This is a genomic window from Labrys sp. ALF-8, from assembly GCF_059699065.1.
Genome location: NZ_AP048537.1, coordinates 2,430,241 through 2,457,047, shown reverse-complemented (window position 1 = coordinate 2,457,047; position 26,807 = coordinate 2,430,241). Strand labels below are relative to the sequence as shown.

The following is a 26,807-nucleotide window of genomic DNA, read 5'->3' as shown; positions in this document are numbered from 1 at the left end:
CGTCAATCCGCAAGCGGAGGCTCGGTGTCATGGATGAACCGGCCCTGCCCTACGCCAACCTCACGGCACTTCGCGCCGAGCACCTCGCACTCCTGCGCGAGTGGCGTGCCAGCGAAGGGCGAAACAAGGATGCTGTCCTCTCCTTCCGGCAGAAGATCATAGCGACGGGCACGATACTTGAGCAGGAGGACGATCGCAGGGCCGCCCAGGATATCCTCGAATATTGGAGCGCTCAGCTCCTCGCCTGCTCCGAAAGCATTACATTTCCCGACCTCGACCTCGAGATCATGCCCTTCGCGCCCGAGGCAACCCTGGAGCCCACGGGAGCGGCCCCTCCGGCACCGTCCCCGCCGGCTGTCTCGCCCCTTCCTTCGCCGCCTCCGCCATCTCCATCGAAGGTCATGCGGCGGACCACGCGCCTCAACGGCTGGCTGTTCTGGAGCCTGGTCTTCGCCGCCTGGCTCGGGATGATCGGGCTGTTGCTTGCCCCGGAATATCTTGCGACATCGCCCGGGCCCGATGTCGGAGGCGATGAAAGCTATGACAGCCTGCACCACATGATCGCCGGCAATGTCCTGGTGGCGATCGCGGTGTTCGGGCTGATCGCCAGCGCCGCCCTGGCGCTCTCCTGGCGCCACCTGGCGCGAAAGCGCCTCTCGAAATCCGCGGCCGCCTCCGCCGCGATCGACCCGCGTGAGCAGATCCGCCTCAGCGCCCTTGCCCGGCAATGGCGGGAATCGGACTATCTGCCCGGTTATCTGCTCACGGGTGTAGCGCTGGCAGAAGCATCCGCCTATCGCCGCAACGATCCCGAGATCGAGAAACTCGTCGTCGCCAGCGAGGCGGCCGAGCGCCGCACGCTGTTCATCCGGCGTGGTTTCTTCGCGGTCTCCTTCCTGCTCATCCTGCTGGCCGCAGCGGCGAGCTATCTCTTCAAGGAGACCGAGGCCAGCCGTCAGGCCGCGGAGGTGGCAAAGCGCGCCCGTGTCCATGCGGAGAACCAGACGGCCGATGCCCGCATCCGCGCCAGGAAGCTCAGCGATCTCCTGAATCTGGCGGCCCAGGATCAGGCCGACAGCACGACCCGCATCAAGGCGCTCGAGGCCGAGCTCAGCCGCATGAAGGCCCTTCTCGCGGATGCCCGGAACACGCTCGGCGCCGTTACCGCGACACCTCCGCAAGCGGAACATCAGAAGACGGCCAGCGAACTGGCGGCGACCCTCACGCAGGCGCTGGATCGCTACGACGCCTACACGCCGCCTGCACCGGCCGGGCTGACCGCGGGGCAGCAATTGCTGGTGAGCACCGGCCTCATCGACTCGCCGGACGAGACGCAGCGCGACAAAGCGGTTCGGCAGCTCAAGGATGCGCTGCAGGGAGGTACTTTGCCGACTAGCGATCAGGTCCGCATATGCGACACCATGGTGGGGATGCTGATGCATCCCTCTGTCGACGGATTGACGCAGACCGGCCTCGCCAATCTTCTCGAGGTGCTTGCGGCGGTACCGCCCGGTAAATGGGGCCGGCCCGACTGGAGCAATGCACGGGCCGGCGCTCGCCGCGCCGCGGCCTGGCTGCTGGATTCGCCGGAGACACCGGCTTCGCCGGCCAAGGCAGAGGCGTCACCGCCTGCGATTGCGAAGGAACCCGCCGATGGTGGCGAACGCCTCACGCTGGCCTCCCAGAAGCTGTTCACGGAACTCAAGCACAATATCGGACTGGAGCCTGCCCCGAACCAACTCGTCTTCCTGCAATTCACCGCCATACCGCGTGACGACGCTTCGGCGGTGGGAGCGGCCATGATCCGGCTTGGCTGGCACGTTCAAGGCGCGGAGAACGTCGCCAGCGCGGTGGGCGTCAACGAAGTGCGCTACGGCTCGCAGGCCGACGGCGACACCGCCGCCTTGCTGGTCGGCGACCTGCGGAAATATGGCTTCGTCCGAATGAAGCTTGCGCCCATGAACCCGGCCATCAAGGCCGGCACCCTGGAGGTCTGGTTCGGCGAAGGGGCTGACAAGGGCGGATGAGCATGGGACGGCAAGCAGAGCAGATCAGCGCGGACGCCTGCGCGTGGTCATCGAAGGCGGCAACCCCGGGCGGCTGAAGCTCACCGAAATACCTCCCCTGCAAGGCCGCTGCTCACGGTTTACGGCTCAACGACCCGACACGACGCCCTTCGGCGCTGTCGAAGCCTCCTGCTTCCCATCGCGCCGGAACACCGCCAGGAGGCTGCTGCGGATGCTGTCCTGCCTGTCGGATGACGTGATCTTCGCGCCCGTCAGGTCGGTGACGTAGAAGGCGTCCACCGCCTTTTCGCCGAATGTGGCGATATGGGCGGATGCGATGTTGAGGTTGAGTTGCGACAATGCCGTGGTGAGATCGAAGAGCAAGCCCGGACGATCGAGACCCGAGACCTCGACCACGGTATGGCGATTGGACCACTCGTTGTCGACCACCACCTCGGGGGCCACGTGGAAGGCCTTCTGGCGCGGCTTGACCGAGATCGCGCTGCGCTTGGCCACGGCATCGGGCAGGCGGATCGTGCCCTGCAGCGCCTGCTCCATAGCCTTGGCGATACGGCCCGCGCGGCGCAGTTCGTCCTCGTCATGCGGGAATTCGCGGGACACGAAGATGGTGTCGAGCGCGAGGCCGTCGGTGGTCGTGTTGATCTGAGCGTCGACGATGTTGGCGCCGGAAGCCGCGCAGGCTCCGGTGATGATCGAGAGCAGTCGCGGATGGTCGGGCGCCAGGATCGTCAGCTCGGTCACGCCGCGGAACGCATCGGTGTCGACCTCCGTGCCGAGACTCTCGCCGCGCTCCAGCACCGAGCGCATAAAGCGCGCATGGCGCAGGCGGCGCGGCAGGTCCACCCTGAGCCAGTAGGGGGCGTAGTGCTTCGCGATATAGGTCTCGATCTCGTCGCTGCTCCAGTCGGCGAGGCCGGCGCGGAGTTCTTCCTGCGACTGGCGCACGCTCGCCCGGCGGTCCGCATTGGAATGCCCTCCGGCCAGTACCAGCTCCGTTTCCCAGAACAGGGAGCGTAGAAGCTGGCCCTTCCAGCCGTTCCAGACGCCAGGCCCGACAGCGCGGATATCGGCCACGGTGAGGATGAGCAGCAACTTCAGGCGTTCGAGCGTCTGCACCGTGCCGGCGAAGGTCTCGATGGTCTTGCGGTCGGAAAGGTCACGCGACTGCGCCGTCATCGACATCACGAGATGCTGCTCGACCAGCCAGGAGACCGTGTCGGTCTGCGCCGGCGTCAGGCCCAGTCGCGGCCCGAGCTTCTTGGCGATCCTGGCGCCGGCAATGGAATGATCCTCGGGCCGGCCCTTGGCGATGTCGTGGAGGAAGGTGGCGACATAAAGGGCGGTGCGGTTCTGGATCGTCGGCATGATCTCGTTGACGAGCGGGTGCTCGTCCGCCCCCACGTCACGGTCGATATCCGCAAGTTCGCCGACCGAGCGAAGCAGATGCTCGTCCACCGTATAGCGGTGGTACATGTTGAACTGCATCATCGCCACGACCTTGCCGAAATCGGGGATGAAGCGGCCGAGCACGCCGGTCTCGTTCATGCGCCGCAGCACGGTCTCCGGCGCGTTGCGCGAGGTGAGGATCTCGAGGAAGAGGCGGTTCGCCTCCTTGTTCTCGCGGAGCGCCGCATTGATCAGCTTGAGCGAACGAGTAACGAGGCGCATCGCATCCGGATGCAGCGCCAGGCTGTGCCGATCGGCAAGGTGGAACAGGCGGATCAGGTTCACCGGATCGCGCGCGAACACCTCGTCATTGGCGACGTTGAGCCTGCCTGTCTCGATGACGAAATCCTTCGTGCCGGTCAGCGCCTTGCGTTGGGAGCGGCGGAAAGGCGCCATGAAGCGATCGAGCCTCGCCTTTGGCTTGGCCTGGCGTTCCTCCAGGGCAGCGCAGACGATGGCCGTGAGGTCGCCCACGTCCTTCGCCACGAGGAAGTAGTGCTTCATGAAGCGCTCGACCCCACGCAGGCCGCCGCGATCCGCATAGCCCAGGAAGGAGGCGATCTCGCGCTGGATATCGAAGGTCAGCCTGTCGTCGGCGCGCCCGGTCAGGAAATGGATGGCGCAGCGCGTGGCCCAGAGAAAATCCTCGGCAAGCACGAACTGCCGGTATTCGCGCCGCGTGAAAAGGCCGGCCTCCACGAGCGCCGACGGCTCGTGCACGCGATAGACATATTTGGCGATCCAGTAGAGCGTGTTGAGGTCGCGCAGCCCTCCCTTGCCTTCCTTGACGTTGGGCTCGACCCGGTAGCGTGAATTGCCGGCCTTGACCACGCGATTGTCCCGTTCGGCGAGCTTGGCCGCCACGAACTCGGCCGCGGTCGACTGCACCAGTTCGCGATCGAAGCGACTCGACAGATCATGGGCGAGCGCCATGTCGCCGAGAATCGGCCGCGCCTCCAGGATCGTCGTACGGATAGTCATGTCGGAGCGGGCGAGGCGCAGGCAGTCGTCGATGGACCGGGTGGCGTGGCCGACCTTCTGCCCGAGATCCCACAGCACATAGAGAATGGCCTCGGTGACGCTCTCGCCCCACGCCGTCTGCTTGGCCGGCAGCAGGAAGAGCAGGTCGATGTCGGAACCAGGCGCCAGCGTGCCGCGCCCGTAGCCGCCGACGGCGATGATCGCCATGCGCTCGCCGGCGCTGGGATTGTGCGAGGTATAGAGATAGCGCGTCACATAGGCATAGGTGGCTCGGATGATCTCATCCTCCAGCCACGACAGGCGCTGGGCGCAGGCCGTACCGAGCCGATCCTCGCGGAACCACTGGTAGATCCGCTCGCGCCCATCCTTCAGCGTCGATTTCAGCAAGCTGACCACGGCCTGGCGCAAGGCATCCGGATCGCCCTCATGCTCGAGGGCGAGCGCATCGATCTCGGCTTCGAGCGCCATGCGGTCGATGACGAGATTGAACTCACGATCGGGCTTGTCGAGCATGGAAATTCTTGAATCCTGGGATTGCAGGCATCCTAGCCTGCTCTTGGAAACGATACGCATCGGGAAAGGAAGAGCAGGTTAGGATGCCTGCGATCCCAGGGTGGTCACCCCTTCTTGGCGTTATCTCGTTTGGCTTTCAAGGAAAACAAGGCCTCGAGAGCCTGCCTCGGCGTCATATCGTTGGGATCGAGCCCATCGAGCGCCTCGCCAATCTCGTCCTTCTGCTTCGCCACCGGCGCTGCCGTCGGCCTCGGAGCGGCGGCGAAGAGCGGCAGGTCGTCGACCAGCCGGCTGGCAGGCGCCTGCCGATCCTTCGCCTCGAGCTGGGCCAGGACGGCACGCGCGCGTTCGACGACCGCCGCCGGCATGCCGGCAAGCTTGGCGACCTGGATGCCGTAGGAACGATCGGCGGCGCCCGGCACCACCTCATGCAGGAACACGACGTCGCCGTGCCATTCCGTGACCCGCATGGTGGCATTGGCAAGGCGGGGAAGCTTTCTCGTGAGCTGGGTAAGCTCGTGGTAGTGCGTGGCGAACAGGGCCCGGCATCGGTTGACGGCGGAGAGGTTCTCGATGGCCGCCCAGGCTATGGAGAGGCCGTCGAAAGTGGCCGTGCCGCGACCGATCTCGTCCAGGATGACGAGGGCATGCGGTCCCGCCTGGTTGAGGATTGCCGCCGTCTCCACCATCTCGACCATGAAGGTCGAGCGCCCGCGCGCCAGGTCGTCCGCCGCCCCCACGCGGGAGAACAGGGCATCGACGGCGCCGATATGAGCATGGCGCGCCGGCACGAAGGAACCGATCTGGGCGAGCACGGCGATCAGGGCATTCTGGCGCAGGAAAGTCGATTTACCCGCCATGTTGGGGCCGGTGAGCAGCCAGATCGCACCGGCGGGCTTCTTTTCGTTTTCCTCGCCGGTGAGGTCGCAATCATTGGCGACGAAGGGTTTTCCCTCGCGCTTGAGGGCCTGCTCCACCACCGGATGGCGACCACCCTCGACGGCGAAGGCGAGCGAGGTGTCGACCAAGGGGCGGACGTAGTTCTCCTCCTCGGCCAGCACGGCGAGCGCCACGACGACGTCGAGCAGCGCCAGTGCCTCGGTGGCGGCTCGGATGGCGGCGCCATCCGCCATCAGGCCCTCGGCCAGCGCGGCGAAGATCTGCAACTCGATCGCCAGCGAGCGCTCGGCCGCCGATGCAATCCGGGACTCCAGGGTGGAGAGTTCCGCAGTCGAAAAGCGCATGGCGCCCGCCATGGTCTGGCGATGCACGTAGGTTTCGCGCAGGCCGGGCTGAAGGAAGGCTTCGCCAGCCTGTTGCGGCACCTCGACGAAATAGCCGAGCATGTTGTTGTGCTTGATCTTGAGCTGGCGGACCTCGCTCTCCTCGGCGTAGCGCGACTGCAGCCCGGCGATCACGCGGCGGCTCTCGTCACGCAGGGCCCGTGTCTCGTCGAGTTCGGTGCTGAAGCCGGTGCGCACGAAACCGCCGTCACGCTTGAGCAATGGCAGGTCGTCCTGCAGGGCGGCGGCAAGGCGCGGCGCCAGGCTGGCCTCCGGCCGCGCCAGGGCGGTGAGGATTCCGGCGATCACGGGCGGCAGGCCGGACTGGCGCTGGAGCAGCCCTTCCAGCGCGGCAATGCCGGCCAGCCCCTCGCGAAGAGCTGCAAGATCACGCGGGCCGGCCCGGTCCAGAGCGAGGCGCGCCATCGAGCGCGCGATGTCGGGCGCGGATTTCAGCCGTGAGCGGATCTGGCCCCGCAGGAGCGCCTGCTCGGCGAAGAACGCCACCGCATCCTGCCGCAAGACGATGGCCTCGGGCCCGAGTAGCGGGCTCGCGAGCCATTGCGCCAGGAGGCGGCCGCCCCCGGCCGTCACCGTGCGGTCGATCGCATCGAACAGCGAGCCCGCACGTTCGCCGCTCGTGGTGCGAAGCAATTCGAGATTGGTGCGCGTCGCAGCATCGATCGCCATATGGGCGCTGGCGCGGTCGCGCCGGGGCGGGTCCAGCGCCGGCTTCTGGCCAACCTGGGTGCGCAGGATATAGGTGACGAGACCGGAAGCAGCGGCCAGTTCGGCACGCGAGAAACTGCCGAAACCATCGATGGTGCCGACATCGTAGAAGGCCGCGAGCCGCCGTTCCGCCTGCGCCCCGTCGAAGACGTCGCGGCCGACCGGCGTCACCGCGGCGCGCAGCTCGCGCCACAGCGAGGCCAACTCGCCATCTTCATGGACGGCCTCCGCCAGCACGATCTCCGAGGGATCGAGCCGGGCGATCTCGGCGGAAAGTCCCGCCGGATCGCACTCGGAGAGGCCGAATTCGCCGGTGGAGATGTCTGCGAAGGCAAGGCCGAACCGCACCTCGTCGTCGGAAATGCGCAGCCGCGCCACGGCAAGCAGGAGGTTTGCCCTCGTCGGCTCCAGCAACGTCTCCTCGGTGATGGTGCCGGGCGTGACGAGACGTACCACGCCGCGCTTGACCACCGACTTCGATCCGCGCTTCTTCGCCTCTGCCGGATCCTCCATCTGCTCGCACACAGCGACGCGATGGCCACGGGCGATCAGCCTCTGCAGGTACTCGTCGGAGCGCACCACCGGCACGCCGCACATGGCGATGTCCTCGCCCTGGTGCTTGCCGCGCTTGGTGAGCACGATACCGAGCGTCTTCGAGGCGATCTCGGCATCCTCGAAGAACAATTCATAGAAATCGCCCATGCGATAGAAGAGCAGGGCACTTGCATGCGCGGCCTTGATTTCGAGATATTGCGCCATCATCGGCGTGACGTTTTGGGCGTCCGCCGGTTCGAGCTTCTGGGGCGAAGTGGTCATGGCGATACGCTAGCAGAAGGGGCGCCACGAGGCACGGCTGGGTGATATCTGCCTTGTGGATAGAGGGCGGCACCATGTCTTCCCGCTTCACCGGGACGTTCCCCGCTTACGCCATTTCCTCTCCAATTTGTCATCTTTGCCTTTCTGGACCCCTCGGCGACGCCTGCCTATACTTTTCGGCCATGGGTCATTGCAGAAAGGAAGTCGAGCCGTGACACGTCTCACCGCGAAGGATTTTTCGCCCGAGCTGCTCGAACTCTACGACTTCTACGCTCACGGCATTATCACCAAGCGCGAGTTTCTCGACCGCGCCGCGAAATATGCCGTGGGTGGCCTGACCGCGGCGGCCGTCCTCGCTTCGATGAGTCCGAACTACGCCATGGCGCAGCAGGTGGAGTTCACCGATCCCGATATCTTACCCGAATACATCACCTATGCCTCGCCGAACGGGAATGGGGAGGTGCGCGGCTATCTCGTGCGACCCGCCAAGGCGGGGGGCAAGGTGGGTGGCGTGGTGGTGGTCCACGAGAATCGCGGCCTCAACCCCTATATCGAGGACGTCGCGCGACGGGTCGCCAAAGCGGGCTTCGTCGCCCTCGCTCCCGACGGTCTCACTTCGGTGGGCGGCTATCCGGGCAATGACGAGAAGGGCCAGGCGCTGCAGCAGAAGGTCGATCCGGTCAAGCTGATGAACGACTTCTTCGCCGCCGTGGAGTTCCTGATGAAATCCGACCAGATCAATGGGAAGGTCGGCATCGTGGGCTTCTGCTATGGCGGGGGCGTCGCCAATGCGGCCGCCGTCGCCTACCCCGAACTGGCCGCGGCGGTGCCATTCTACGGCAGGCAGCCCAAGGCCGAGGACGTGCCGCGTATCAGGGCGCCGTTGCTCCTCCACTATGCGGGACTGGATACCCGCGTCAACGAGGGCTGGCCTGCCTATGAGGCTGCGTTGAAGGCGAACGGCAAGGTCTACGAGGCCTATGTCTATCCCAACGTCAATCATGGGTTCCACAATGATTCGACGCCACGCTACGACGAGGCGGCGGCGAAGCTGGCATGGGAACGCACCATAGGCTGGTTCAACCGGTACCTGGCCGGCTAGCGCATGATGGTTTTTGCCTAGGGCGCTTCACGGAATCAGCAGCAGGCTTCCGCTGCTGCGCCCCGCTTCGAGATCGGCATGCGCGCGTGCCGCTTCCGCGAGCGGATAGGTGCCACCGATGGTGCCCACGATGCCCCGGCGCATGGCCTGCAGCACGGCCTCGGCGGCGATCGGATAGATGGCGGGATCGGCTGAGTAGGCCATCACGCTCGGCCGGGCGAGGCAGAGCGCCCGACGCGGGCCGATCTCGGCGACATCGAGCGGAGGGATGGCACCGCCGGCCTGGCCGATGCTCGCCACCGTCCCGAAGGGCCTGACGCAGGCGAGGCTCTTGCGAAGCATGTCGCCGCCGATGCCGTCATAGGCCACATCGACGCCGCGCCCTCCCGTGAGTTCGGCGATCGCGCCGACGAGATCGGCCTGGCGCCCGACGACGAGATGCTGGGCGCCGGCGTCACGGGCGAGACTCGCCTTCGCCTCCGATCCCACCGTGCCGATCACGGTGGCGCCCAGATATTTTGCCCAGCGCACCAGCATGAGGCCAAGTCCCCCCGCCGCCGCATGCACCAGCAACGTGCTATCCGGTCCGACGGGATAGGTCCGTGTCAGCAGCATATGGGCCGTCATGCCGCGCACCATCGAGGCCGCGGCAAGCGGGAGGGGGATGTCATCCGGCAGGCGGACGGCGCGCGCCGCGGGCAGCAGGCGCGCCGTGGCATAGGCCCCCACGGGGGCACCGGCATAGGTGATCCTGTCGCCGGCCGATACCACCGTCACGCCGGCGCCGACTTCCTCCACCACGCCCGCGCCCTCGACCCCGAGGATCGTCGGCAAGGCCGGCAGCGGATAGAGCCCCATGCGGTGATAGATATCGATGAAATTGACGCCGATGGCTTCCTGGCGGATTCGGATCTCGCCAGGTCCAGGCGCTTTGCGTTCCTGATCCTGCGCCGAGAGATGCTCGACACCGCCGGTCCCCGTCAGCCTGACTACCTTGTCCATGATGGCCTCCCACTGATCGAGAGGATCGTGCAGGATGGACCATTGTGTGAAAATTCCCGATAATCTCCCATCACATGGGAGAAAATTCACATTGGCGAATTGGGAAGACCTGCGGCACTTCTCTGCTCTCGCCCGCGCCGGAACATTGTCGGGCGCCGCCCGGCTGCTCGGCGTGGAGCATGCGACCATCGCCCGGCGGGTCGAGGCGCTGGAGCAGGGGACGGGCTTGAAGCTGGTTGACCGGCGGGGACGACGCCTCCTGCTGACCGAGGCAGGCGAGCGCATCGCCGCCATTGCCGGCCGGATGGACACGGAGTCGATGGCGGTGGAGCGGATTCGCGTCAGCGCCCAGAGTGCGCTGGTGGCCGATATCACCATCAGCGCGCCGCCATCCTATGCCGCCGCCCGGTTGATCGAGCCGCTGGCGGAAATCCGTAACCGGCATCCCGGCATCCGGCTTCGCCTGATCGGTGAGAAACGCGAGGCCTCGCTCGACCGTCGCGAGGCGGACATCGCCATTCGCCTCACCCGTCCCCCGAAGGGCGACTTCACCATCAGCCGGATCGGCGAGATCACCTTCGGGCTCTATGCCAGCCCGGCCTACCTGACGGGAACGAAGCCGGAGGACTGGTGCTTCATCGCCTACGAGGAAGGCATCATGGAAGCTTCTCCCCAGCAGCGCAGCCTGCTGGCTTTCGCCGGGGCCAGGACGGTCGGCTTTCGGGCGAGCACGCTCGAGATCCAGATCGGCCTCGCTCGGGCGGGCGTCGGGGTGGCCATGCTGCCCGATTTCCTGGCGGGGACCCGCGATGGCCTCGTGGCGGTTGCGCCTGAACAGCCCGCCGTGCGCCGGGAGATCTGGCTGGCCGTGCATAGCGACCTCAAGGACTCACCGGCCATACGCGCCGTGACGGCCGAACTGCGCGAGGCGATTGCGGGCAGGACGGCGCCTTGACGCGTTTGACGGCGGGATCGGAACGCCGCCTTCGAAATTCCTGCCGGCCCGAACGCATTCTGCCTCAACAGATGAAATCCTCCTTGCCTTGCTGCAGGCGATAGAAACCGGTCTGCGGGACGGGCAAGGCAAGCATCTCCCTTTCGGGCAAGCCGCAATGGATACCTCTGATCAGGCGGCCGGTGAGGCCATGGGATATGGCCACCACGGGCGTGGAAAGGCTGGACAGCCAACCCTCGATGCGTCGGCAGGCCTGCGCGAAGGTCTCGCCGTCTGGCGAACGGAAATACCAGTCGAAGGCAGTGCTACCGGCCAGGACGCCGGGATACTCCATATCGATCTCATAGAGCGTCATGCCATCCCAGGAACCGGTCGTCACCTCCATCAGGCGCGGCTCCTCCTTCATCGGCAGCGCCAGGGAACGGCGTATGTATGCCGCCGTCTGCCTGGCCCGACCGAGGGGGCTGACGTGGATCTCGAAGCCATTCTCCCGCCCGGCCATTTCCCGGGCCAGCCGGAGGCCCATGCCATCGGACTGCTCGATACCGCGCGATGTCAAGGGCGTGTACTGCCGTCCCTGGAATCGCCCGGCCGCATTCCAGGCCGTCTCGCCATACCGAAGAAGATAGATCATGCCACCGGGCCGCGTTGAGGGAAGCATGAGGAGCAACAGGCGTGCAGCATTTTTGTGGCGCGCCCCGCATCGAGGGCGAACGGCGCCCATGCTCTTCCTGATTCATCCTCTCCGTCACTCCCGGCCATTGACGCCGCTGCCCGCGAGTGCCACTTGAGCCCGATGAATCCTTCCGCCCAAGAGCCCGGCTTCGGCATCTATGTGCACTGGCCGTTCTGCCTGGTCAAATGCCCCTATTGCGACTTCAACAGCCATGTCCGCCATGGCGGGGTCGACCAGGCCGACTATCTCGACGCCTATCGGCGGGAGATCGCCCACATGGCCGCGATCGCACCCGGGCGCACGGTCGAGTCGATCTTCTTCGGCGGCGGCACCCCTTCGTTGATGGAACCCGCGACGGTGGGAGCGATCCTCGATGCCGTCGGCGCCGCCTGGAGGGTTGCGCCCGATGTCGAGGTCTCGCTCGAAGCCAATCCCACCAGCGTCGATGCCACGCGCTTCGCCGGCTATCGCGCCGCCGGGGTCAACCGTGTCTCGCTGGGGGTGCAGGCCATGAACGATGCCGACCTCAAGCGGCTCGGCCGCATGCATTCGGTGGCCGAGGCGATGTCGGCGGTATCCATCGCCGCCAGGCACTTCGAGCGCTATTCCTTCGACCTCATCTATGCACGGCCGAACCAGCACCCGGCCGACTGGCAGCGCGAGCTAGACGAGGCAATCGACCGCGCCGCGGAGCACCTGTCGCTCTACCAGCTCACCATCGAGCCCGACACGATGTATGAGCGCCTCGTGGCGGCCGGCAAGCTGATCCCCATGCCGGATGACGACGCGCGGGTGCTCTTCGATATCACCCGCGAAACCTGCGAGAAGCGCGGCCTGCCCGCCTACGAGATCTCGAACCACGCAAGGCCCGGTGCCGAATGCCGGCACAATCTCGTCTATTGGCGCTATGGCGAGTACGCCGGCATCGGCCCAGGCGCCCATGGCCGCCTCGTCGACGAGAGCGGACAGCGGCGCGCGCTGTCGACGGAACGCAACCCGGAAAAATGGCTCGCGGGCGTGCGCAAGAACGGCCACGGCCTGGCTGACGACCAGGCACTCACCGCGGACGAACAGGGTGATGAAATGCTGCTGATGGGCCTGCGCCTGGCCGAGGGCATCGATCTCCAGCGTCTTGCGCATCTGCGCGGCCGCGGCGTCTCCGAGGAAACGCTTGCCGCCCTCGGTTCGGGCGGCATGATCGAGCGCAACGGCTCCCATATCCGCGTCACGCGGGCAGGCTTTCCGCTGCTCGACGCCGTCATCGGCGACCTCGCGGCCTGAGCGCTCCCCGCCGGGGAAGGCCCCCGCCTCAGCGCCAGCCGGTCCTATCGCACCTTGTGCAGCCGGGCCAGGATCGCCTCTGCGACGGCGCCGTAGTCGCCGTCGAAACCATGCCCCCCCGGACGTGACACCCGCGCGGCGCCGTCGAGCACCGGCAGGTTGCAGGCCTCGCCATCTCTGGCACCGTGAATACAAAGCACCTTGTGCCTGGGCAACTGGCGCACCGCCGGCTCGATCGGCACGTCGTCAGGTGCGGGAAAATTCAGCATCTCCCAGATCGAGATGCTGAAATTGGCCGCCGGCTGCAGGCCGATCAACGCGATCAGCGCGGTGCGCCGTCTGGTTTCCTCCGGCAGATGCTTCCAGACGAACGGGAGCGCATCGGCGCCAAAGGAATAGCCGGCCAGTACGAACCGCTCGCCATGCCAGGATCGCCCGTAGAAGGCGAGGATGCGCTGCAGATCCGCCGCGAGAGACACGGGCGTGCTGCCCGAAAAGAAATAGCGGTAGGAGTTGATGCCGATCACGCTGATGCCGGCTTCGTTGGCCCGTTTCGCCACGGCTTCCTCGAGATCGCCCCAGCCATTGTCGCCGGACAGAAGCAGCATGATCGTGCCATCCGGCCGCGACGACCTGTGGATCTCGAGCGGGAGGCCGAGGGACTCCTCCGCCGCGTGGCCGGAAGACTCGAAGAGCGCGAGGCCCACGAAGAGGAGGCCCAGGACGAGCAGCGCCCGCGAGCGGCCTCCGATGCGCTTCCCCGCCGCTCCCGCCGAGGCCGTCACGAGGCGGCCGCCGACCAGGGCTCGATCAGGCCGGCATGAAGCGAAGCGCTGAACACCCCCCTGTCGATCGAGCCGATATTCTCGTCATCGAAATCGACTTCGATGACGAGGGCATGGGCGAGGGAGAGCCGGCGCAGATACTCCAGCAGGGCCATTGCTGCCTCGAAGTCGCGCTTCTCCGCCTCGACGGCAACGCCCGTCGCCGTTGCCCGCACCTGAAACTCAACGGCGCTTTTGACCTCGCCATCCGCCTCGCCCTCGCGGTACTTGTAGGCATCGGGCTGGCCGAGGGGCCACGTCACGCCATCGGCGAATTCCTCGACATCGTCGAGCAACTCATCGGCGGCGTCCTCGTCGGCGATGCCGGACAGGTGGAAGGTCAGAAGATGGATCTTGCGGGCGGCGCTCATGGGATCCTCATCCAGGCGATGCTGCTGGCGGGGATGAAACCAGGGCACCGGATGCCGACAGGCGTACTCCGAAGCACCGGGAGGAACAAGCCATCTCTCCGGGCGATCGTCCATGGCGGCATCGCTCGGTCGCATCTGCCGAAGGCCGCCGGATTCCGGCCATCCTCAAACCCGTATCGATGTCCGCCCGTTCCACGCGGCGAGGCGTGCATGTCTCAACGTTCGTGGGAGCAAAGTGGACAGCATGCGCCGTTGTGGCCTAGACTTTGTTGCTAGGCTTTAGAACAAAGAAGCATCTGGCATCGCTGCATGAACAAGATCGACCTCAAACGACGCGCCGGCGATCAACCCGACCCCTTGGAGCAGGCCAATCCCGTACGGCTCGGAACCCGTCTGCGCCTCGCCCGCCAGACTCGGGGACTGACGCTCAAGGCGCTGGCTACCGCGGCCGACTGCTCCGAAAGCCTGCTTTCCAAGATCGAAAACGGCAAGGCTTCGCCTTCCCTGCCCATGCTGCACCGCCTCGTCGAGGTGCTTGGAACCAACATAGGCTGGATGTTCGAGGAATCCGACAGCGAGGAGGGGATCGTCTTTCGTGCAGGCACCCGCCCGCTGATTTCGCTCGACCCCCTGCGTCGCGGCGAGGGCATCTCGCTGGAGCGCGTCATCCCTTATTCCCCCGGCCATCTTCTCCAGTGCAACATCCATCACATCGAGGCGGGCGGCGAAAGTGCCGGGCCCATCCGGCATCAGGGTGAGGAAGTCGGCTACGTCCTGGCGGGCACCGTCGAGTTGATGGTCGGTGAACGCACTTTCAGGCTCTCCATCGGCGATACCTTCGTGTTCAGGTCGGAATTGCCGCACTGGTATCGCAACACCGGAACCGAGAGGGCGAGCATCTTCTGGGTCAATACTCCCGCCACCTTCTGAGCCTCCTTCTCGACCAGTACCTCGTGAATCGAGGCCTCTCATTCAAGCAACTTGACATGTATTCAAGTCTCTTGAATTATGTGGAGGTTACGATTGAAAATGAGCCCGGCACGGGCCATCCATGAAGGGAACTGAAATGCGGCTCTCAAAGTATCTTGCCGGTTATGCGGCAGCGGCGGCCCTCGCGCTGTCCTTCGGTTCGGTGTCCGCCCTGGCCGACACCTTCGCCCTCGTCACCATCAATCAGCAGGCCCTGTTCTTCAATCAGATCAACGAGGGTGCCCAGGCCGCCGCCAAGGCTGCGGGGGTCGATCTCGTCATCTTCAACGCCAACAACGTCCCCAGCGCGCAGAATGACGCTGTCGAAAACTACATCACGCAGAAAGTCGACGGCATCATCCTGATTGCCATCGACGTCAACGGCGTGAAGCCCGCCATCACGGCAGCGAAGAAGGCCGGCATTCCGGTCATAGCCATCGACGCTCAGATCCCCGACGGCGACAACATAGCCTTTGTCGGCGTGGACAACCTCAAGGCGGGCGAGGACATCGGCAAGTTCTACGCCGACTACGTCAAGTCCAAGCTCAACGGCACCGCGAAAGTCGGCGTGGTCGGCGCGCTCAATTCCTACATCCAGAACCAGCGGCTGGACGGCTTCAAGAAGGCGGTGGGCGCCAGCGGCCTCAAGGTGACCTTCCTCGATACGGTCGATGGCCAGAATGTGCAGGATGTCGCCCTGACCGCCGCCGAAAACCTGATGACGGCCAATCCCGACATGACCACGATCTATGCGACCGGTGAACCGGCCCTGCTCGGCACCGTGTCCGCCGTGACCAGCCAGGGGCGCACGGACGGCGTCAAGGTCTTCGGTTGGGACCTGACCAAGCAGGCCATCGAGGGAATCGACCAGGGTTGGGTTACCGGTGTGATCCAGCAGGACCCGGCCGGAGAAGGCAAGGCAGCTGTCGAGGCCCTGGTCAAGGTAAAGAAGGGCGAGAAGATCGAGCCGATCATCAACGTTCCCGTGACGATCGTCACCAAGGAGAACGTCGACAAGTTCCGGGCCATGTTCAAGTAACGGCTGCCAGGCCACAGCACGATCGATCCCATGCCCGCTGCGACAAAGCTGCGGGATGGGTGTTTCATTGCCAGGCGGAACCATGATGGACAATGGCGAACCCTACCGCGTCAGAATGACCGGTATCTCCAAGCGATACAACACGATCCAGACCCTGGACGACGTATCCCTGATGCTCAAGCCCGGCGAAGTGCTGGGGCTGGTCGGCGACAACGGCGCCGGCAAATCGACCCTGAGCAAGGTGTTGTCGGGCGCCGTGATCCCCGACTCCGGCACCATCGAGATCGACGGCAAGGTTCAATCCTTCACCTCGCCCGCCGATGCCCGTGCGGCTCGCGTGGAGATGGTCTACCAGGACCTGTCGCTTTGCGACAGCGTGGACGTCGCCGGCAATCTCTTCCTCGGCCGCGAACCGAAGCGCCGTGTGCTGGGCGTTTCCTTCCTCGACCAGCGCCGGATGCACGACCAGGCCCGTGACATGCTGGACAAGCTGGGCATCGTCATCGCCGACACCCGGCTGAAGGTGGAGAACCTCTCCGGCGGGCAGCGCCAATCGATCGCCATCGGCCGGGCCGCCTCCTTCAATCCTTCTGTGCTGATCATGGATGAGCCGACCGCCGCGCTGGCCGTCGCCGAGGTGGAGGCGGTGCTCGACCTGATCCGCACCGTCAGCGCACGTGGCGTCAGCGTGATTCTCATCACCCACCGCCTGCAGGATCTCTTCCTCGTCTGCGACCGCATCCAGGTGATGTATGAGGGGCGCAACGTCGCCGAACGCCGGATCGAGGACACCAATATCGAGGAGGTCGTGAACCTCATCGTCGGACGTAAATTCAGCGCGCGTTCCGCCGGAACCCTCAAGGACAGCGGAGCACGCACATGACGACGTCATCCTCCTCTCCGGCCCACCGTCCACGCGTCCACAAGGCACGGTGGCGGGACAAGGCCATGACGAACGGGAGCATCATTTCGATCGCACTCTTCTTCGTCTTCGTCTGCTTCGTCTTCTCCATCTGGACTGAGACCTTCCTCACCGCACCCAACCTGCTGAACATCGTGCGCCAGTCGGCGCCGCTGCTGATCGTCGCCGCGGCGATGACCTTCGTGATCACCACCGGAGGCATCGATCTTTCGGTGGGGTCGGTGCTGGCACTCGCGGCGACGCTCTCCGCCGCCTCGCTGCAGGCCGGCATCCCCTGGCCCGTCGTGATCGTGCTCATGCTCGCCATGGGCGGCGTGATCGGCGCCATGCAGGGTTTCTTCATCGCCTATGAGCGTATTCCCGCCTTTATCGTCACGCTGGCGGGGTTATCGGTGATCCGTGGCTTCGCATTGCTGATCACGGCTGGTTATTCGATCCCTGTCGACGCCATGAACCCGTTCACCGCGATCGGCCGCGCCTGGTTCCTCGGCATCCCGGTTCCGGCCCTGATCGCCCTCGTCGTGCTGGTGGCGGCTTTCCTTGCCTTCAACCAGACTCCTTTCGGCCGGTACGTGACCGGGGTCGGCGCCAATGCAGAGGCGGTCCGGCGCGCCGGCATCAACACCCGCCTCGTGGTGCTGTGTGTCTACATCCTGTCCGGCACGGCCGCCGCGGCCGCCGGCGTGATCCTAGCGGCACGTCTCGGCTCGGGCTCATCCAATGCCGGCCAGGGCTTCGAACTGGACGTCATCGCCGCGGTGGTGCTGGGCGGCACGAGCCTGTTCGGCGGTCGCGGCACGGTCATCGGAACAGTGCTGGGCGCCCTGACGGTCGCGGTGATCGCCAACGGGCTCGTACTGGCCCATATGTCGCCCTTCCTGACCCCCATCGTCACCGGTTCGATCATCCTGATCGCGATCTGGCTGAACTTCCGCATCTTCAAGGGCGCGATGAGGAACCACTGACCATGGATCACCTGTTTCAAGCCCGTCCCGCCGAACGCAAGCCGATCGGCGTCAAGTCCGGCACCGCCATGACCGTGCTGGGCCCGATGGCCGTCGACGACCTCGGCGTCACCCTGATGCATGAGCATATCCTGCTCGACGGCGCGCGAACCTGGAAATGCCCCTGCCATCCAGCCGAGAAGGCGATTGCCGAGCAGAAGGTGAACATCGAGATCATCGGCGAACTGCGGATGAATCCGTATATGAACCGCGACAACGTCTCGCTCGACGACAGCGATCTCGCCCTGTCGGAGCTGAAACGCTTCCAGGCACTCGGCGGCCATACCGTGATCGAGGCCACCAATATCGGGATCGGCCGTGCTCCCGAGAAGCTCGCGCGCATCTCACGCGCCTCCGGCATGAAGATCATCATGGGTACCGGCTTCTATCTGGAGCCGACGCACCCCGAATGGCTCAAGGCGATGGATGTCGAAGCCGTGACCGACTTCATCGTCAACGATGTCGGCGGCGGCGAGACGCAGCCTGAGATCATGGCCGGCATCATCGGAGAGGTGGGCGTCAGCAAGGACTTTACGGCGGAGGAAGAGAAGTCGTTGCGCGCCTCGGCGCGCGCCGCCCGGATTACCGGCCTGCCGCTTTCCATCCATCTGCCGGGATGGGAGCGCCTCGGCCATCGCGTACTCGATATCGTGGAAGCCGAAGGCGCAGACCTTCGACACACCGTGCTCTGCCACATGAATCCGAGCCACGCCGACCTGCCCTATCAAAGGGCGCTGGCCGGGCGCGGGGCCTTCCTCGAATACGACATGATCGGCATGGACTACTATTTCGCCGACCAGGAAGCCCAGTCCCCCTCCGACGAGCAAAGCGCCACGGCAATTCGCGCGCTTGTCGACATGGGGTTCGAGGACCGCCTGCTCCTGTCCCAGGACGTTTTCCTGAAGATCATGCTCACCCGTTATGGCGGCTTCGGCTACGGCTTCATCCTCAAGCATTTCGTACCTCGCCTCCAGCGTCATGGCGTGGAGCAGGCCGCCATCGACCGCATGCTCGTGGACAATCCCAAATCCGTGTTCTCCGCCGCGGCGTGAGCGCACCCATCCGTTTCCCAAGGAGTGACCATGTCCAAGAAGAAAATCCTGCTCGCCGGCGAATCCTGGGTCTCGACCTCGACTCACATCAAGGGCTTCGACCAGTTCCCGACCGCTACCTATCACACCGGCGCGGACGAGCTCCTCGCGGCCCTGAAGGACAGCCCCTTCGACGTGACCTTTATGCCCTCGCACGAGGCCCAGCGCGATTTCCCTCAGACGATGGAGGCCCTTTCGGCTTACGACGCCGTCGTCCTCTCCGACATCGGCGCCAATACGCTGCTGCTGCATCCCGATACCTGGATCCATTCCAAGCCCACGCCGAACCGCCTGCGCCTGATCCGCGACTATGTGAAGAATGGCGGCGGCCTCCTGATGTTCGGAGGCTACTTCAGCTTCCAGGGCATCAATGGCGGCGCACGCTACCGCAAGACGCCCGTGGAGGACGTGCTGCCGGTCGAGTGCCTTGCCTTCGACGATCGCGTCGAGGTGCCGGAGGGGTATGTCCCTGCCGTCACCGGCCCGAACGATCACCCGATCCTGCAGGGCCTTGGAACGGAATGGCCGATCCTGCTCGGCTACAATGAGGTGACGCCCAAGCCGGGAGCGGAGATACTCGCGACCGTCTCAGCCGACTATGGCTCCCAGCCCCTGCTGGTCACCGGCACCTTCGGCCAGGGCCGGACCGTGGCCTGGACTTCCGATGTCGGGCCGCATTGGTTACCCCCGGGCTTCATCGCCTGGAGCGGCTACAAGAGGCTGTTCGAGCAGATGCTCGCCTGGGCCACCACGAAAGGCTGAGTCATGGCCGTGCACGTCGTCGGCAATGTCTGTGTCGACACGACCTTTCGGCTCGGACGGTTCCCTGTTCGCGGTGAAACGCTCAACGCAACGGGCCATGCCGACGGCGTCGGCGGCAAGGGCGCCAATCAGGCCGTTGCCGCCTCCCGGGCGGGCACGGGCGTGACGCTCTGGACGGCGATCGGCAACGACGACGCAGGCCGCTGGATTACCGATCGCCTCTCGGCGGAAATGCTCGCGTGCTCCTTCTCCGTCAAGCCGCAGCCGACGGATCGCTCGGTGGTTCTGGTGGAGGGCGGCGGCGAGAACATGATCGTCACAGGCAGCCTTTGCGCCGAAGCCTTCGATCCGTGTGCAGAGACTGATATCGTCGGCAGGATCGCTCCCGGCGATGTTGTGGTGATGCAGGGCAACCTCTCGCCTCGCGCCACTTCGGCATGCCTTCAGGAAGCCAGGCGACGCGGCGCCCGCACCATTCTCAATCCCAGCCCGCTTCCAGTCGGCATCAGCGCGGCGCTCCCGCCCGCCGGAATCATCGTCGCCAATGTCGGGGAGGCCCGCACGCTGACCGGACGGGATACACCGGAGCGTGCCGCGACCGATCTGCTTGCAGGAGGTGCCGACGTCGTTCTCGTCACGCTCGGCCCCGGAGGCTGCCTCGTCGCCGAAGGCGGGGCCGGAAACATTCGCCACCTGCCGGCTCCCGTGGTCGAAGCCGTCGACACCAGCGGCGCGGGCGATGTTTTCTGCGGCATCGTGGCCGGCGCCCTGGACCTCGGCATGGCTCCCGTCGAGGCGGCTCGCCTTGCCGTCTCCGCTGCCGCCATTGCGGTCGGCCGCGAGGGCACTTCGGCCTCCTGCCCGAGCAGGGCGGAGATCCGCGAACTCATCAGGAAATTGGAAACGGAACAGCCATGACAGCCCCCTCCAAACCCATCGGCCAGGCCTCCGGCGATGCCTTGAGCAGCCTGTTCGGCAGATCCAAGGCCGTCATCGGCGTTGTGCATCTCGCGCCCCTTCCCGGCTCCCCGCACTATCAGGGAGAAGCGATCGAAGCCATCTACCAGCGTGGGCTGGACGACGCGAAGGCCTATCTGCACGGTGGATGCGACGGGGTGATCGTCGAGAACCATGGCGACATACCTTTCGCCAAGCCCGACGACATCGGGCCGGAAACCTCGGCCTATATGTCGGTGATTTCCGACCGCATCCGGCGCGAGATCGGCCGTCCCATCGGCATCAACGTGCTGGCCAACGCAGCCATTCCCGCCCTTTCCATCGCCAGCGCCGCCGGCGCCGGCTTCATCCGGGTCAACCAATGGGCCAATGCCTATGTCGCCAATGAGGGCTTCGTCGAGGGCGAGGCCGCGCGCGCCATGCGCTTTCGGGCCAAGCTTCGCGCCCATGGCATCCGCATCTTCGCCGACGCCCATGTGAAGCACGGCGCCCATGCGATCGTCGCCGACCGGCCGGTGGAGGAACTGGTCAAGGACCTCGTCTTCTTCGACGCCGATGCGATCATCGCCACCGGCCAGCGCACCGGGCATGCTGCCGATCTCTCCTATATCCGCATGATCAAGGACGCGGCGGGCCTGCCAACCCTGGTCGGCAGCGGTGTCACGCCGGACAATGCCAACGACATCCTCGGCATCGTCGACGGCGTGATCATCGCCAGCGCCCTCAAATATGATGGCGTGTGGTGGAATCCGGTCGATCCCGCCCGCGTGACGGCCTTCGTCGCCGGATTGGCGCGATGACGGTTGCGACGATCAATGCCGGACGGTTGCAACGGCGTCTGGAGGACTTCGCCCGCATCGGCGCCACGGCAGCTGGCGGCGTCAACCGGCAAGCCCTGAGCCGGGAGGACCGCGCGGCGCGGCGCCTGCTTGCTGAACTGGCGCTGGCCCGCGGCTTCCATGTCTTCCAGGACGCCATGGCCAACCTCTTCATACGGCGAGAGGGCCGCGAGGACGACGCTCCCCCGCTGCTGATCGGCAGCCATCTCGACAGCCAGCCGACGGGCGGCCGCTACGACGGCGCTCTCGGTACGCTCTCCGCCTTCGAGATCCTCGAGGCGCTCGAAGACGCGGGCATGCAGACCGAGAGATCCGTCGAGGTCGTTGCCTGGACGAATGAGGAGGGCAGCCGCTTCGCGCCCGGCGTCATGGGGTCCATGGCCTTCGCCGGCGCCGCGGATCCGGCGGCGTGGCGCTCGCTGGCGGACAGCAAGGGAGCTTCCTTCGCCGATGAACTCGCCGAGACCCTGGCGGCGCTGCCCGAAGCCACGGCACGCGCGCTCGGCACGCCCGTATCCGGCTATATCGAATTGCATATCGAGCAGGGGCCGTCACTGGAAAAGGAAAAGCTTGCGATCGGCGTGGTGACCGGGGTGCAGGGCACACGCTGGTTGCAGGTGACCATCACGGGCGAGGCAGGCCACGCCGGCACGACCGCTTTGTCCTACCGCCGTGACCCCATGGTTGCGGCCGTGGGCGTGCTCCACGCATTGCAGGCCAGCGTGATGCCCTCCGATATGGACGCACGGCTTACGGTCGGGCGGATTGCGACGGTTCCGGGTTCGGTGAACGCCATACCAAGGGCCGTGACCTTCAGTCTCGATATCCGCCATCCCTCCGCCGCCCGGCTGCAGGAGATCGATGCGCAGGTGCGGGCGATCTGCGGCGAGCAGTGCGCCGCACAAGGCTGCTCGGTCGAAATCGCCACGGCGTTCGACATGCCGCCCGGCGTGTTCTCCCCGGCCATGGTCGAGGTCGTGCAGGAGGCGGCCCTGCGACTCTCCCTGTCCAGCAAAAGGATGGTATCGGGCGCCTTCCACGACGCCCTCTTTGTTTCGAGGGTTGCACCAACGGCCATGATCTTCGTGCCCTGCCGGGACGGCATCAGCCACAACGAGACCGAATATGTCGAGCCAGCGAGCGTGGAGAACGGCGCACGGTTGTTGCTCGAGGCCACGATCGCCGCAGCAAACGGTCCGTCGCCTGTGTAGGCGCTGCGCCCCGCATCGGTGGACCAGACCGATCGGCGCCTGGGAGACGCCGGCCTTCGGTGGCCGCTGCTCAGCGCAGGGCGAGGGCGATCTTGGCGGCGAACTCGTCCAGCGCCTTGCTCATGGCCTCGACCTGGCTGCCGGTATCGGCTGCGGCGGGACGAACGATGACAATGGCCTGAGCCCCAGGCCCTCGCCCGCCGGACCGATAATGCAGGCGCCATTGGGCCTGCATGGCGATTTCGCCCGTGGGCCCAGGCTCGAAGCGGTTCACGGAGAATTCCAGCGTCGCCGCCTCGGTGCCGGTGGTCGTCTGGCTGGTCGTGACCAGCGAGCGGGCGGGCAGGTGCCGGCGCAGATCTTCGGCGAGCACGCGCTGTATCATGCTGCCGAATGGCTCGCCCCAGCGCTCGAACTCGGAAATGTCGAGCTGGACGTCGCTGGACCGTCGCACAAACTGCGGCCGGTCCAGGTATTTCGGAAGGTCCACCGTCTCGATCGATATCGAGACGGGACGCCCGGAGGAGGGCGTTCTCTCCAGGGTGGTGAGGGTATAGATCTTCGATGCGGGCGAGGCACAGGCCGAAAGCAGCCCCAGGACCATTGCGAGCCCGAGGAGGGACCATAGAGATACCGGGCGGGGCATCGTGGGCGGCATTCTCTATTCTCCTTGCGGCTTGCCCCGGATCACGGATTCCGGGTGCTGTGCCATATAGTCGGAAAGCACGCGGATCGAGCGTACGGCTTCGTCGATCTGCGCCATCAGACGGGTAAGGTCACGCCTGAAGGAGGACGTCCCGCCATAGCCCTGATCGAATGAACCCAGGGTCGAGTTGATGCGCCGCATCGATAGCTGGGCGCTGTCGAGCACCGGCGGAAGCTTTTGAAGCGCCGGTCCAAGATCGGTCTTCGCCTGGGCGAGCAATTCCTGCGCGGAAGTCAGGGCTCCCGACAGCGACTGCAGCGATTGCTTGATCTCCGGGCCGCCAGCCAGGTCCTGGAACGACTTCAGCGTATCATTGGCCTGGCCGACCAGCTTGTCCAAGGGCAGCTTCGACACCCGATCGAGAATGTCGTTGACCGAGCGCATCGCCGAATCGAGCTGGTTCGGGCTGGTCGGGATAACCGGATAGGCTTCGCCGGTTCCCAGTTCGGCAGGCGCCGCCCTGGGATCGACATCCAGGGAAACGACGCTTTGCCCGGTCAGGAAGTTGCTGGTCTTGATCTGGGCGCGCAATCCCCTTGCCACCAGCTGCTTGAGGACGTCGCCGGAATTCGGCATGCTGGTGACGCCGACGATCTGGAAGCGCTGAGGCTCGAGTTCGATCACCACCGGAGCGCGCGCGGTATTCTTGGCGACGTCGAACTGGAGGCCGACATCCACCACCTGGCCGATCTTGAGGCCGTGCCATTCGACATTGGAACCGGGCGCCAGACCTCCCACCGAAGAGTCGAAGAAGACGAGATATCTCAAGCGGATCGTATATCGGTCTTCATCCGCGCTGGCCTGGTCGGCGTAGAGCTTGTAGCGCGTACCGGCAGCGGCCTGGGGCCCCGGCTTTTCTCCGTTCGGAATGTCGAATGCGACACCGCCGGCGAAAATCGCCTGGAGCGATTCAAGCTGAAGTTTGAACCCCTGGGCCCCCGTCGTCAGGGAAACGCCGGACGCGCTCCAGAAATTGGTGTTGGCGCGGACCTCCTTGTCATAGGGATCGCGCACGAAGGCTCGAATCTTGATGCCGGCCGCAAGATCCGACGAGTCGTAGCCCAATATCTGCCCGACCTGGACACCCCGGTAGAAAATGGGCGATCCGATATCGATCGAACCGAGCTGCCTGGTATCGAGGGCGAACTCTGTTCCCGGCGTATCGGCCTGGATGACGGGCGGCACCTCCAGGCCGGTAAAGCTGTCCGCGGGCTTTCCGGTCCTGCTGGGATCGAACTCGATATAGACGCCGGAGACGATGGTCGACAAACCAGAGATGCCCGAGCTGGCGGACAGGCGCGGGCGGACGACCCAGAATTTGGTGCCCTCCAGCATCAGCGGCTCGGCTTCCTTGGTCATGTCGGCCGTCACCCTGACATGTGTGCCGTCGGGAGCGAGCCCGATCGACTTGACCGTTCCGAACGTGATCGCCTTGTACTTGATCTGCGTCTTGCCGGCCTCGATGGCTTCGGCCGTCCGAAGATAGATCGTGATCTCCGGGCCCTTCTGGGACAGCGTCGTCCAGCCGAGATAGGCAGCGATGAAGGCGGCCACGATCGGGACGAGCCAGATCACCGAGAAGCGAAAGCGGCGTGGCGGCTGAATCCTGGGAGTGGCCGGACCATCTTCTGGATACGCTACGTCGGAATTGGTCACCGGCCTCTCTTCCCACTGTGACGATCCAGAGCATCCCACATGAGGCGAGGATCAAATGACTCGGATGCGATCATCGTAATGATCACGACGCTGGCGAAGGCGATGGCGCCGATGCCCGGCTGGATGGTGGCGATCTCCCCGAGCTGGACCAATGCCACAAGAATGGAGATCATGAAAATATCGATCATCGACCAGCGGCCGACGAATTCGATGATCCGGTAGAGCACCGTCCTCTCGTGCAGGCGCCAGGTCGAGGCGCTTTGAGTGGTGATCAGCAGGACCACCAGCCCGACCAGCTTGAGCACCGGCACGAGGATCGAGGCGAAAAGCACCAGCAGCGCCAGCGGCCACATTCCCGCATCCGCCAGCGCGACGACACCGCTGAGGATGGTATCGGGCTCGCCATGACCGAGCGAGACCACCGTCATGACCGGAAACAGGTTGGCGGGAATGTAGAGAATCGCCGCCGTGGTAACCAGCGCCCAGGTCCTGCTCAGGCTGGCCGGCTTTCGATGATGGAGATGCGCCAAACAGCGGGGACAGTGCCCTTTGCCGTTCTCGTCCAGATTGGATACGAGGCCGCAGGTCTCGCAGCGGCAAGTCGGGCGGGCACGATCGACGGCCACATGCCTCGGCACCACGCCCTTGCTCTCAAAGGCACGCCAAACGGTCTCATCATCGAGCATCGAGCCCGTCAGGACGGTGATCAGCATGAGGGCGCCGACCGCGAACACGCCATAGCCGACATCCACGCTGGCCAGATCGATCAGCTTCACATAGGCGACGAAGACGCCGAGCATGTAGACCTCGACCATCGCCCAGCGGCTGATCTTGGTCGAGAAACGATAGAGGACGGGCAGCCAGCGGGGCGGGCGGCGGAGCCTGAGCCCGCCCAGCACGAGCAATCGGCACAGGATCTGCAGGCTTGGCGCGGCCAGCATCGTCACCGCCACGACGATGGCCAGTTCCCAGAACCCCTCGTCATACAGCGCTCGAACGCCCGTGATGAGACTTGCGACCTGCGCGCGCCCCGAAATCTCGAGAGAGATGAAGGGCAGCATGTTGGCCATGAGGAAGCAGATCGCGCCAGCGCAAGAATAGGCGAAGGCATGGTCGAGAGAGACTTCGCGGAGCTGGTGGAGGCTGTTGTCGCAGCGCGCGCAACGAGCTCGCGCGCCGTCCTGCAGGGGAGGCACGTCATGCGCGAGGCCACATTCGTGGCACTCCATGATTCGCTGTGAACCTTGCCCGACCGAAGCAGCCGGCCCAATCCTCTGGCTACTCAATACGTCACCATCATGTATTGGAGGGGCACTCGTCCGCTGAATGAAAGAAGATCTAGCGCGCCGATGCGAATCGACCGGCGCACGGCGCAGCAATAGCAGGCCCCGACCCGTTTCGACAACGATGCCGCGCACGCCGGACCAAGCATCGCCTCGCTGCCCCAGATCTTGGACTTCAGCGGGCACCGCGTCAATCGCCCGGAATTCATCGCCCGCCATTGCAGCATTCCTCCCGCTCGTCGGCATGCACCTTCACCCATGACGCAATCTGCTCGCATCGGCCCCTGCCCTGTCTCGTGGGCGGTCGTGCACCTCGGCGCACACTAGGAGGCGCTCTGCCATCTGTTCGCTTCTAACGAATA

The 26,807-nt window shown here is 65.3% G+C and carries 22 protein-coding genes; 13 read left to right on the top strand and 9 right to left on the bottom strand.

What is annotated here, in order from left to right; all coding sequences use genetic code 11:
• Positions 1 to 29 precede the first annotated feature (29 nt).
• On the top strand, positions 30 to 2,027 hold the full coding sequence (locus AC6H34_RS11320; RefSeq protein ID WP_497538876.1) for a hypothetical protein: 1,998 nt from the start codon (positions 30 to 32) through the stop codon (positions 2,025 to 2,027).
• A gap of 126 nt (positions 2,028 to 2,153) precedes the next feature.
• On the opposite strand, the gene AC6H34_RS11315 is transcribed toward AC6H34_RS11320, so the two are convergent.
• Together AC6H34_RS11315 and mutS are read right to left on the bottom strand one after the other, a co-directional pair.
• The gene (locus AC6H34_RS11315) at positions 2,154 to 4,967 is read right to left on the bottom strand and encodes a [protein-PII] uridylyltransferase (protein ID WP_497538875.1); all 2,814 of its coding nucleotides are present in this window, start codon (positions 4,965 to 4,967) and stop codon (positions 2,154 to 2,156) included.
• A gap of 104 nt (positions 4,968 to 5,071) precedes the next feature.
• Positions 5,072 to 7,795 (bottom strand): DNA mismatch repair protein MutS, encoded by a 2,724-nt coding sequence (mutS, locus tag AC6H34_RS11310; RefSeq protein ID WP_497538874.1) that lies wholly within the window; start codon positions 7,793 to 7,795, stop codon positions 5,072 to 5,074.
• A gap of 211 nt (positions 7,796 to 8,006) precedes the next feature.
• Here mutS and yghX point away from each other — a divergent pair, with 211 nt between their 5' ends.
• Positions 8,007 to 8,897 carry a YghX family hydrolase gene (gene yghX, locus AC6H34_RS11305; RefSeq protein WP_497538873.1) on the top strand — a complete coding sequence of 297 codons (891 nt, stop codon included), beginning with the start codon at positions 8,007 to 8,009 and terminating at the stop codon, positions 8,895 to 8,897.
• 27 nt (positions 8,898 to 8,924) lie between these two features.
• Here the strand turns inward: yghX and AC6H34_RS11300 are convergent, their stop codons facing one another.
• Positions 8,925 to 9,899 carry a quinone oxidoreductase family protein gene (locus AC6H34_RS11300; protein WP_497538872.1) on the bottom strand — a complete coding sequence of 325 codons (975 nt, stop codon included), beginning with the start codon at positions 9,897 to 9,899 and terminating at the stop codon, positions 8,925 to 8,927.
• Between the two features lie 91 nt (positions 9,900 to 9,990).
• On the opposite strand from AC6H34_RS11300, the gene AC6H34_RS11295 reads away from it, so the two are divergent.
• A complete protein-coding gene (locus AC6H34_RS11295; protein WP_497538871.1) occupies positions 9,991 to 10,854 on the top strand; it encodes a LysR family transcriptional regulator in 864 nt (287 codons plus the stop codon).
• 64 nt (positions 10,855 to 10,918) lie between these two features.
• On the opposite strand, the gene AC6H34_RS11290 is transcribed toward AC6H34_RS11295, so the two are convergent.
• Positions 10,919 to 11,488 (bottom strand): histidine phosphatase family protein, encoded by a 570-nt coding sequence (locus AC6H34_RS11290; protein ID WP_497538870.1) that lies wholly within the window; start codon positions 11,486 to 11,488, stop codon positions 10,919 to 10,921.
• A gap of 162 nt (positions 11,489 to 11,650) precedes the next feature.
• Here AC6H34_RS11290 and hemW point away from each other — a divergent pair, with 162 nt between their 5' ends.
• Entirely contained in the window at positions 11,651 to 12,811 is a 1,161-nt protein-coding gene (gene hemW, locus AC6H34_RS11285; RefSeq protein ID WP_497539876.1) for a radical SAM family heme chaperone HemW, read from the top strand.
• A 44-nt stretch (positions 12,812 to 12,855) separates the two neighbouring features.
• Here hemW and AC6H34_RS11280 read toward each other — a convergent pair whose 3' ends face one another.
• Both AC6H34_RS11280 and AC6H34_RS11275 read right to left on the bottom strand, forming a co-directional pair.
• Entirely contained in the window at positions 12,856 to 13,596 is a 741-nt protein-coding gene (locus AC6H34_RS11280) for an AcvB/VirJ family lysyl-phosphatidylglycerol hydrolase (protein WP_497538869.1), read from the bottom strand.
• Positions 13,593 to 14,006, bottom strand: coding sequence for a hypothetical protein (locus AC6H34_RS11275; protein ID WP_448149898.1), 414 nt, complete (start codon positions 14,004 to 14,006; stop codon positions 13,593 to 13,595). Before AC6H34_RS11275 ends, AC6H34_RS11280 begins: the two co-directional genes overlap by 4 nt.
• Before the next feature lie 309 nt (positions 14,007 to 14,315).
• On the opposite strand from AC6H34_RS11275, the gene AC6H34_RS11270 reads away from it, so the two are divergent.
• The 9 genes from AC6H34_RS11270 to AC6H34_RS11230 all read left to right on the top strand — a co-directional run bounded on the left by AC6H34_RS11270 (position 14,316) and on the right by AC6H34_RS11230 (position 22,800).
• Complete coding sequence (locus AC6H34_RS11270) at positions 14,316 to 14,936, top strand: cupin domain-containing protein (protein WP_448149899.1); 621 nt, start codon at positions 14,316 to 14,318, stop codon at positions 14,934 to 14,936.
• A gap of 136 nt (positions 14,937 to 15,072) precedes the next feature.
• A complete protein-coding gene (locus AC6H34_RS11265) occupies positions 15,073 to 16,014 on the top strand; it encodes an ABC transporter substrate-binding protein (RefSeq protein ID WP_497538868.1) in 942 nt (313 codons plus the stop codon).
• An 82-nt stretch (positions 16,015 to 16,096) separates the two neighbouring features.
• Positions 16,097 to 16,897: an ATP-binding cassette domain-containing protein gene (locus AC6H34_RS11260; RefSeq protein WP_448149901.1), complete on the top strand. Its 801-nt coding sequence runs from the start codon at positions 16,097 to 16,099 to the stop codon at positions 16,895 to 16,897.
• Complete coding sequence (locus AC6H34_RS11255) at positions 16,894 to 17,901, top strand: ABC transporter permease (protein WP_448149902.1); 1,008 nt, start codon at positions 16,894 to 16,896, stop codon at positions 17,899 to 17,901. Before AC6H34_RS11260 ends, AC6H34_RS11255 begins: the two co-directional genes overlap by 4 nt.
• Positions 17,902 to 17,903: 2 nt before the next feature.
• On the top strand, positions 17,904 to 18,992 hold the full coding sequence (locus tag AC6H34_RS11250) for a phosphotriesterase family protein (RefSeq protein WP_497538867.1): 1,089 nt from the start codon (positions 17,904 to 17,906) through the stop codon (positions 18,990 to 18,992).
• 30 nt (positions 18,993 to 19,022) lie between these two features.
• Positions 19,023 to 19,793 carry a glutamine amidotransferase gene (locus AC6H34_RS11245; protein WP_497538866.1) on the top strand — a complete coding sequence of 257 codons (771 nt, stop codon included), beginning with the start codon at positions 19,023 to 19,025 and terminating at the stop codon, positions 19,791 to 19,793.
• A gap of 3 nt (positions 19,794 to 19,796) precedes the next feature.
• Positions 19,797 to 20,711: a ribokinase gene (locus AC6H34_RS11240; RefSeq protein ID WP_497538865.1), complete on the top strand. Its 915-nt coding sequence runs from the start codon at positions 19,797 to 19,799 to the stop codon at positions 20,709 to 20,711.
• Positions 20,708 to 21,550: a BtpA/SgcQ family protein gene (locus AC6H34_RS11235; RefSeq protein WP_497538864.1), complete on the top strand. Its 843-nt coding sequence runs from the start codon at positions 20,708 to 20,710 to the stop codon at positions 21,548 to 21,550. The genes AC6H34_RS11240 and AC6H34_RS11235 overlap by 4 nt, the downstream gene beginning before the upstream one ends.
• Positions 21,547 to 22,800 (top strand): Zn-dependent hydrolase, encoded by a 1,254-nt coding sequence (locus tag AC6H34_RS11230; RefSeq protein ID WP_497538863.1) that lies wholly within the window; start codon positions 21,547 to 21,549, stop codon positions 22,798 to 22,800. Before AC6H34_RS11235 ends, AC6H34_RS11230 begins: the two co-directional genes overlap by 4 nt.
• 70 nt (positions 22,801 to 22,870) lie before the next feature.
• Here the strand turns inward: AC6H34_RS11230 and AC6H34_RS11225 are convergent, their stop codons facing one another.
• Genes AC6H34_RS11225 through AC6H34_RS11215 form a run of 3 tightly spaced genes read right to left on the bottom strand, consistent with a single transcriptional unit; the run spans position 22,871 to position 26,391 of the window.
• On the bottom strand, positions 22,871 to 23,458 hold the full coding sequence (locus AC6H34_RS11225) for a PqiC family protein (RefSeq protein ID WP_497538862.1): 588 nt from the start codon (positions 23,456 to 23,458) through the stop codon (positions 22,871 to 22,873).
• A 3-nt stretch (positions 23,459 to 23,461) separates the two neighbouring features.
• Positions 23,462 to 25,162: a PqiB family protein gene (locus AC6H34_RS11220; protein ID WP_497538861.1), complete on the bottom strand. Its 1,701-nt coding sequence runs from the start codon at positions 25,160 to 25,162 to the stop codon at positions 23,462 to 23,464.
• Complete coding sequence (locus AC6H34_RS11215; RefSeq protein ID WP_497538860.1) at positions 25,159 to 26,391, bottom strand: paraquat-inducible protein A; 1,233 nt, start codon at positions 26,389 to 26,391, stop codon at positions 25,159 to 25,161. Before AC6H34_RS11215 ends, AC6H34_RS11220 begins: the two co-directional genes overlap by 4 nt.
• Positions 26,392 to 26,807: the final 416 nt, after the last annotated feature.

Excerpts from the sequence above, each read along its gene's own strand:
- AC6H34_RS11320 (WP_497538876.1), top strand. The coding sequence starts at position 30 with ATGGATGAACCGGCCCTGCCCTACGCCAACCTCACGGCACTTCGCGCC.
- AC6H34_RS11315 (WP_497538875.1), bottom strand. The coding sequence starts at position 4,967 with ATGCTCGACAAGCCCGATCGTGAGTTCAATCTCGTCATCGACCGCATG.
- mutS (WP_497538874.1), bottom strand. The coding sequence starts at position 7,795 with ATGACCACTTCGCCCCAGAAGCTCGAACCGGCGGACGCCCAAAACGTC.
- AC6H34_RS11300 (WP_497538872.1), bottom strand. The coding sequence starts at position 9,899 with ATGGACAAGGTAGTCAGGCTGACGGGGACCGGCGGTGTCGAGCATCTC.
- AC6H34_RS11290 (WP_497538870.1), bottom strand. The coding sequence starts at position 11,488 with ATGATCTATCTTCTTCGGTATGGCGAGACGGCCTGGAATGCGGCCGGG.
- hemW (WP_497539876.1), top strand. The coding sequence starts at position 11,651 with ATGAATCCTTCCGCCCAAGAGCCCGGCTTCGGCATCTATGTGCACTGG.
- AC6H34_RS11275 (WP_448149898.1), bottom strand. The coding sequence starts at position 14,006 with ATGAGCGCCGCCCGCAAGATCCATCTTCTGACCTTCCACCTGTCCGGC.
- AC6H34_RS11270 (WP_448149899.1), top strand. The coding sequence starts at position 14,316 with ATGAACAAGATCGACCTCAAACGACGCGCCGGCGATCAACCCGACCCC.
- AC6H34_RS11265 (WP_497538868.1), top strand. The coding sequence starts at position 15,073 with ATGCGGCTCTCAAAGTATCTTGCCGGTTATGCGGCAGCGGCGGCCCTC.
- AC6H34_RS11260 (WP_448149901.1), top strand. The coding sequence starts at position 16,097 with ATGATGGACAATGGCGAACCCTACCGCGTCAGAATGACCGGTATCTCC.
- AC6H34_RS11255 (WP_448149902.1), top strand. The coding sequence starts at position 16,894 with ATGACGACGTCATCCTCCTCTCCGGCCCACCGTCCACGCGTCCACAAG.
- AC6H34_RS11250 (WP_497538867.1), top strand. The coding sequence starts at position 17,904 with ATGGATCACCTGTTTCAAGCCCGTCCCGCCGAACGCAAGCCGATCGGC.
- AC6H34_RS11245 (WP_497538866.1), top strand. The coding sequence starts at position 19,023 with ATGTCCAAGAAGAAAATCCTGCTCGCCGGCGAATCCTGGGTCTCGACC.
- AC6H34_RS11240 (WP_497538865.1), top strand. The coding sequence starts at position 19,797 with ATGGCCGTGCACGTCGTCGGCAATGTCTGTGTCGACACGACCTTTCGG.
- AC6H34_RS11235 (WP_497538864.1), top strand. The coding sequence starts at position 20,708 with ATGACAGCCCCCTCCAAACCCATCGGCCAGGCCTCCGGCGATGCCTTG.
- AC6H34_RS11230 (WP_497538863.1), top strand. The coding sequence starts at position 21,547 with ATGACGGTTGCGACGATCAATGCCGGACGGTTGCAACGGCGTCTGGAG.
- AC6H34_RS11225 (WP_497538862.1), bottom strand. The coding sequence starts at position 23,458 with ATGCCGCCCACGATGCCCCGCCCGGTATCTCTATGGTCCCTCCTCGGG.
- AC6H34_RS11215 (WP_497538860.1), bottom strand. The coding sequence starts at position 26,391 with ATGGAGTGCCACGAATGTGGCCTCGCGCATGACGTGCCTCCCCTGCAG.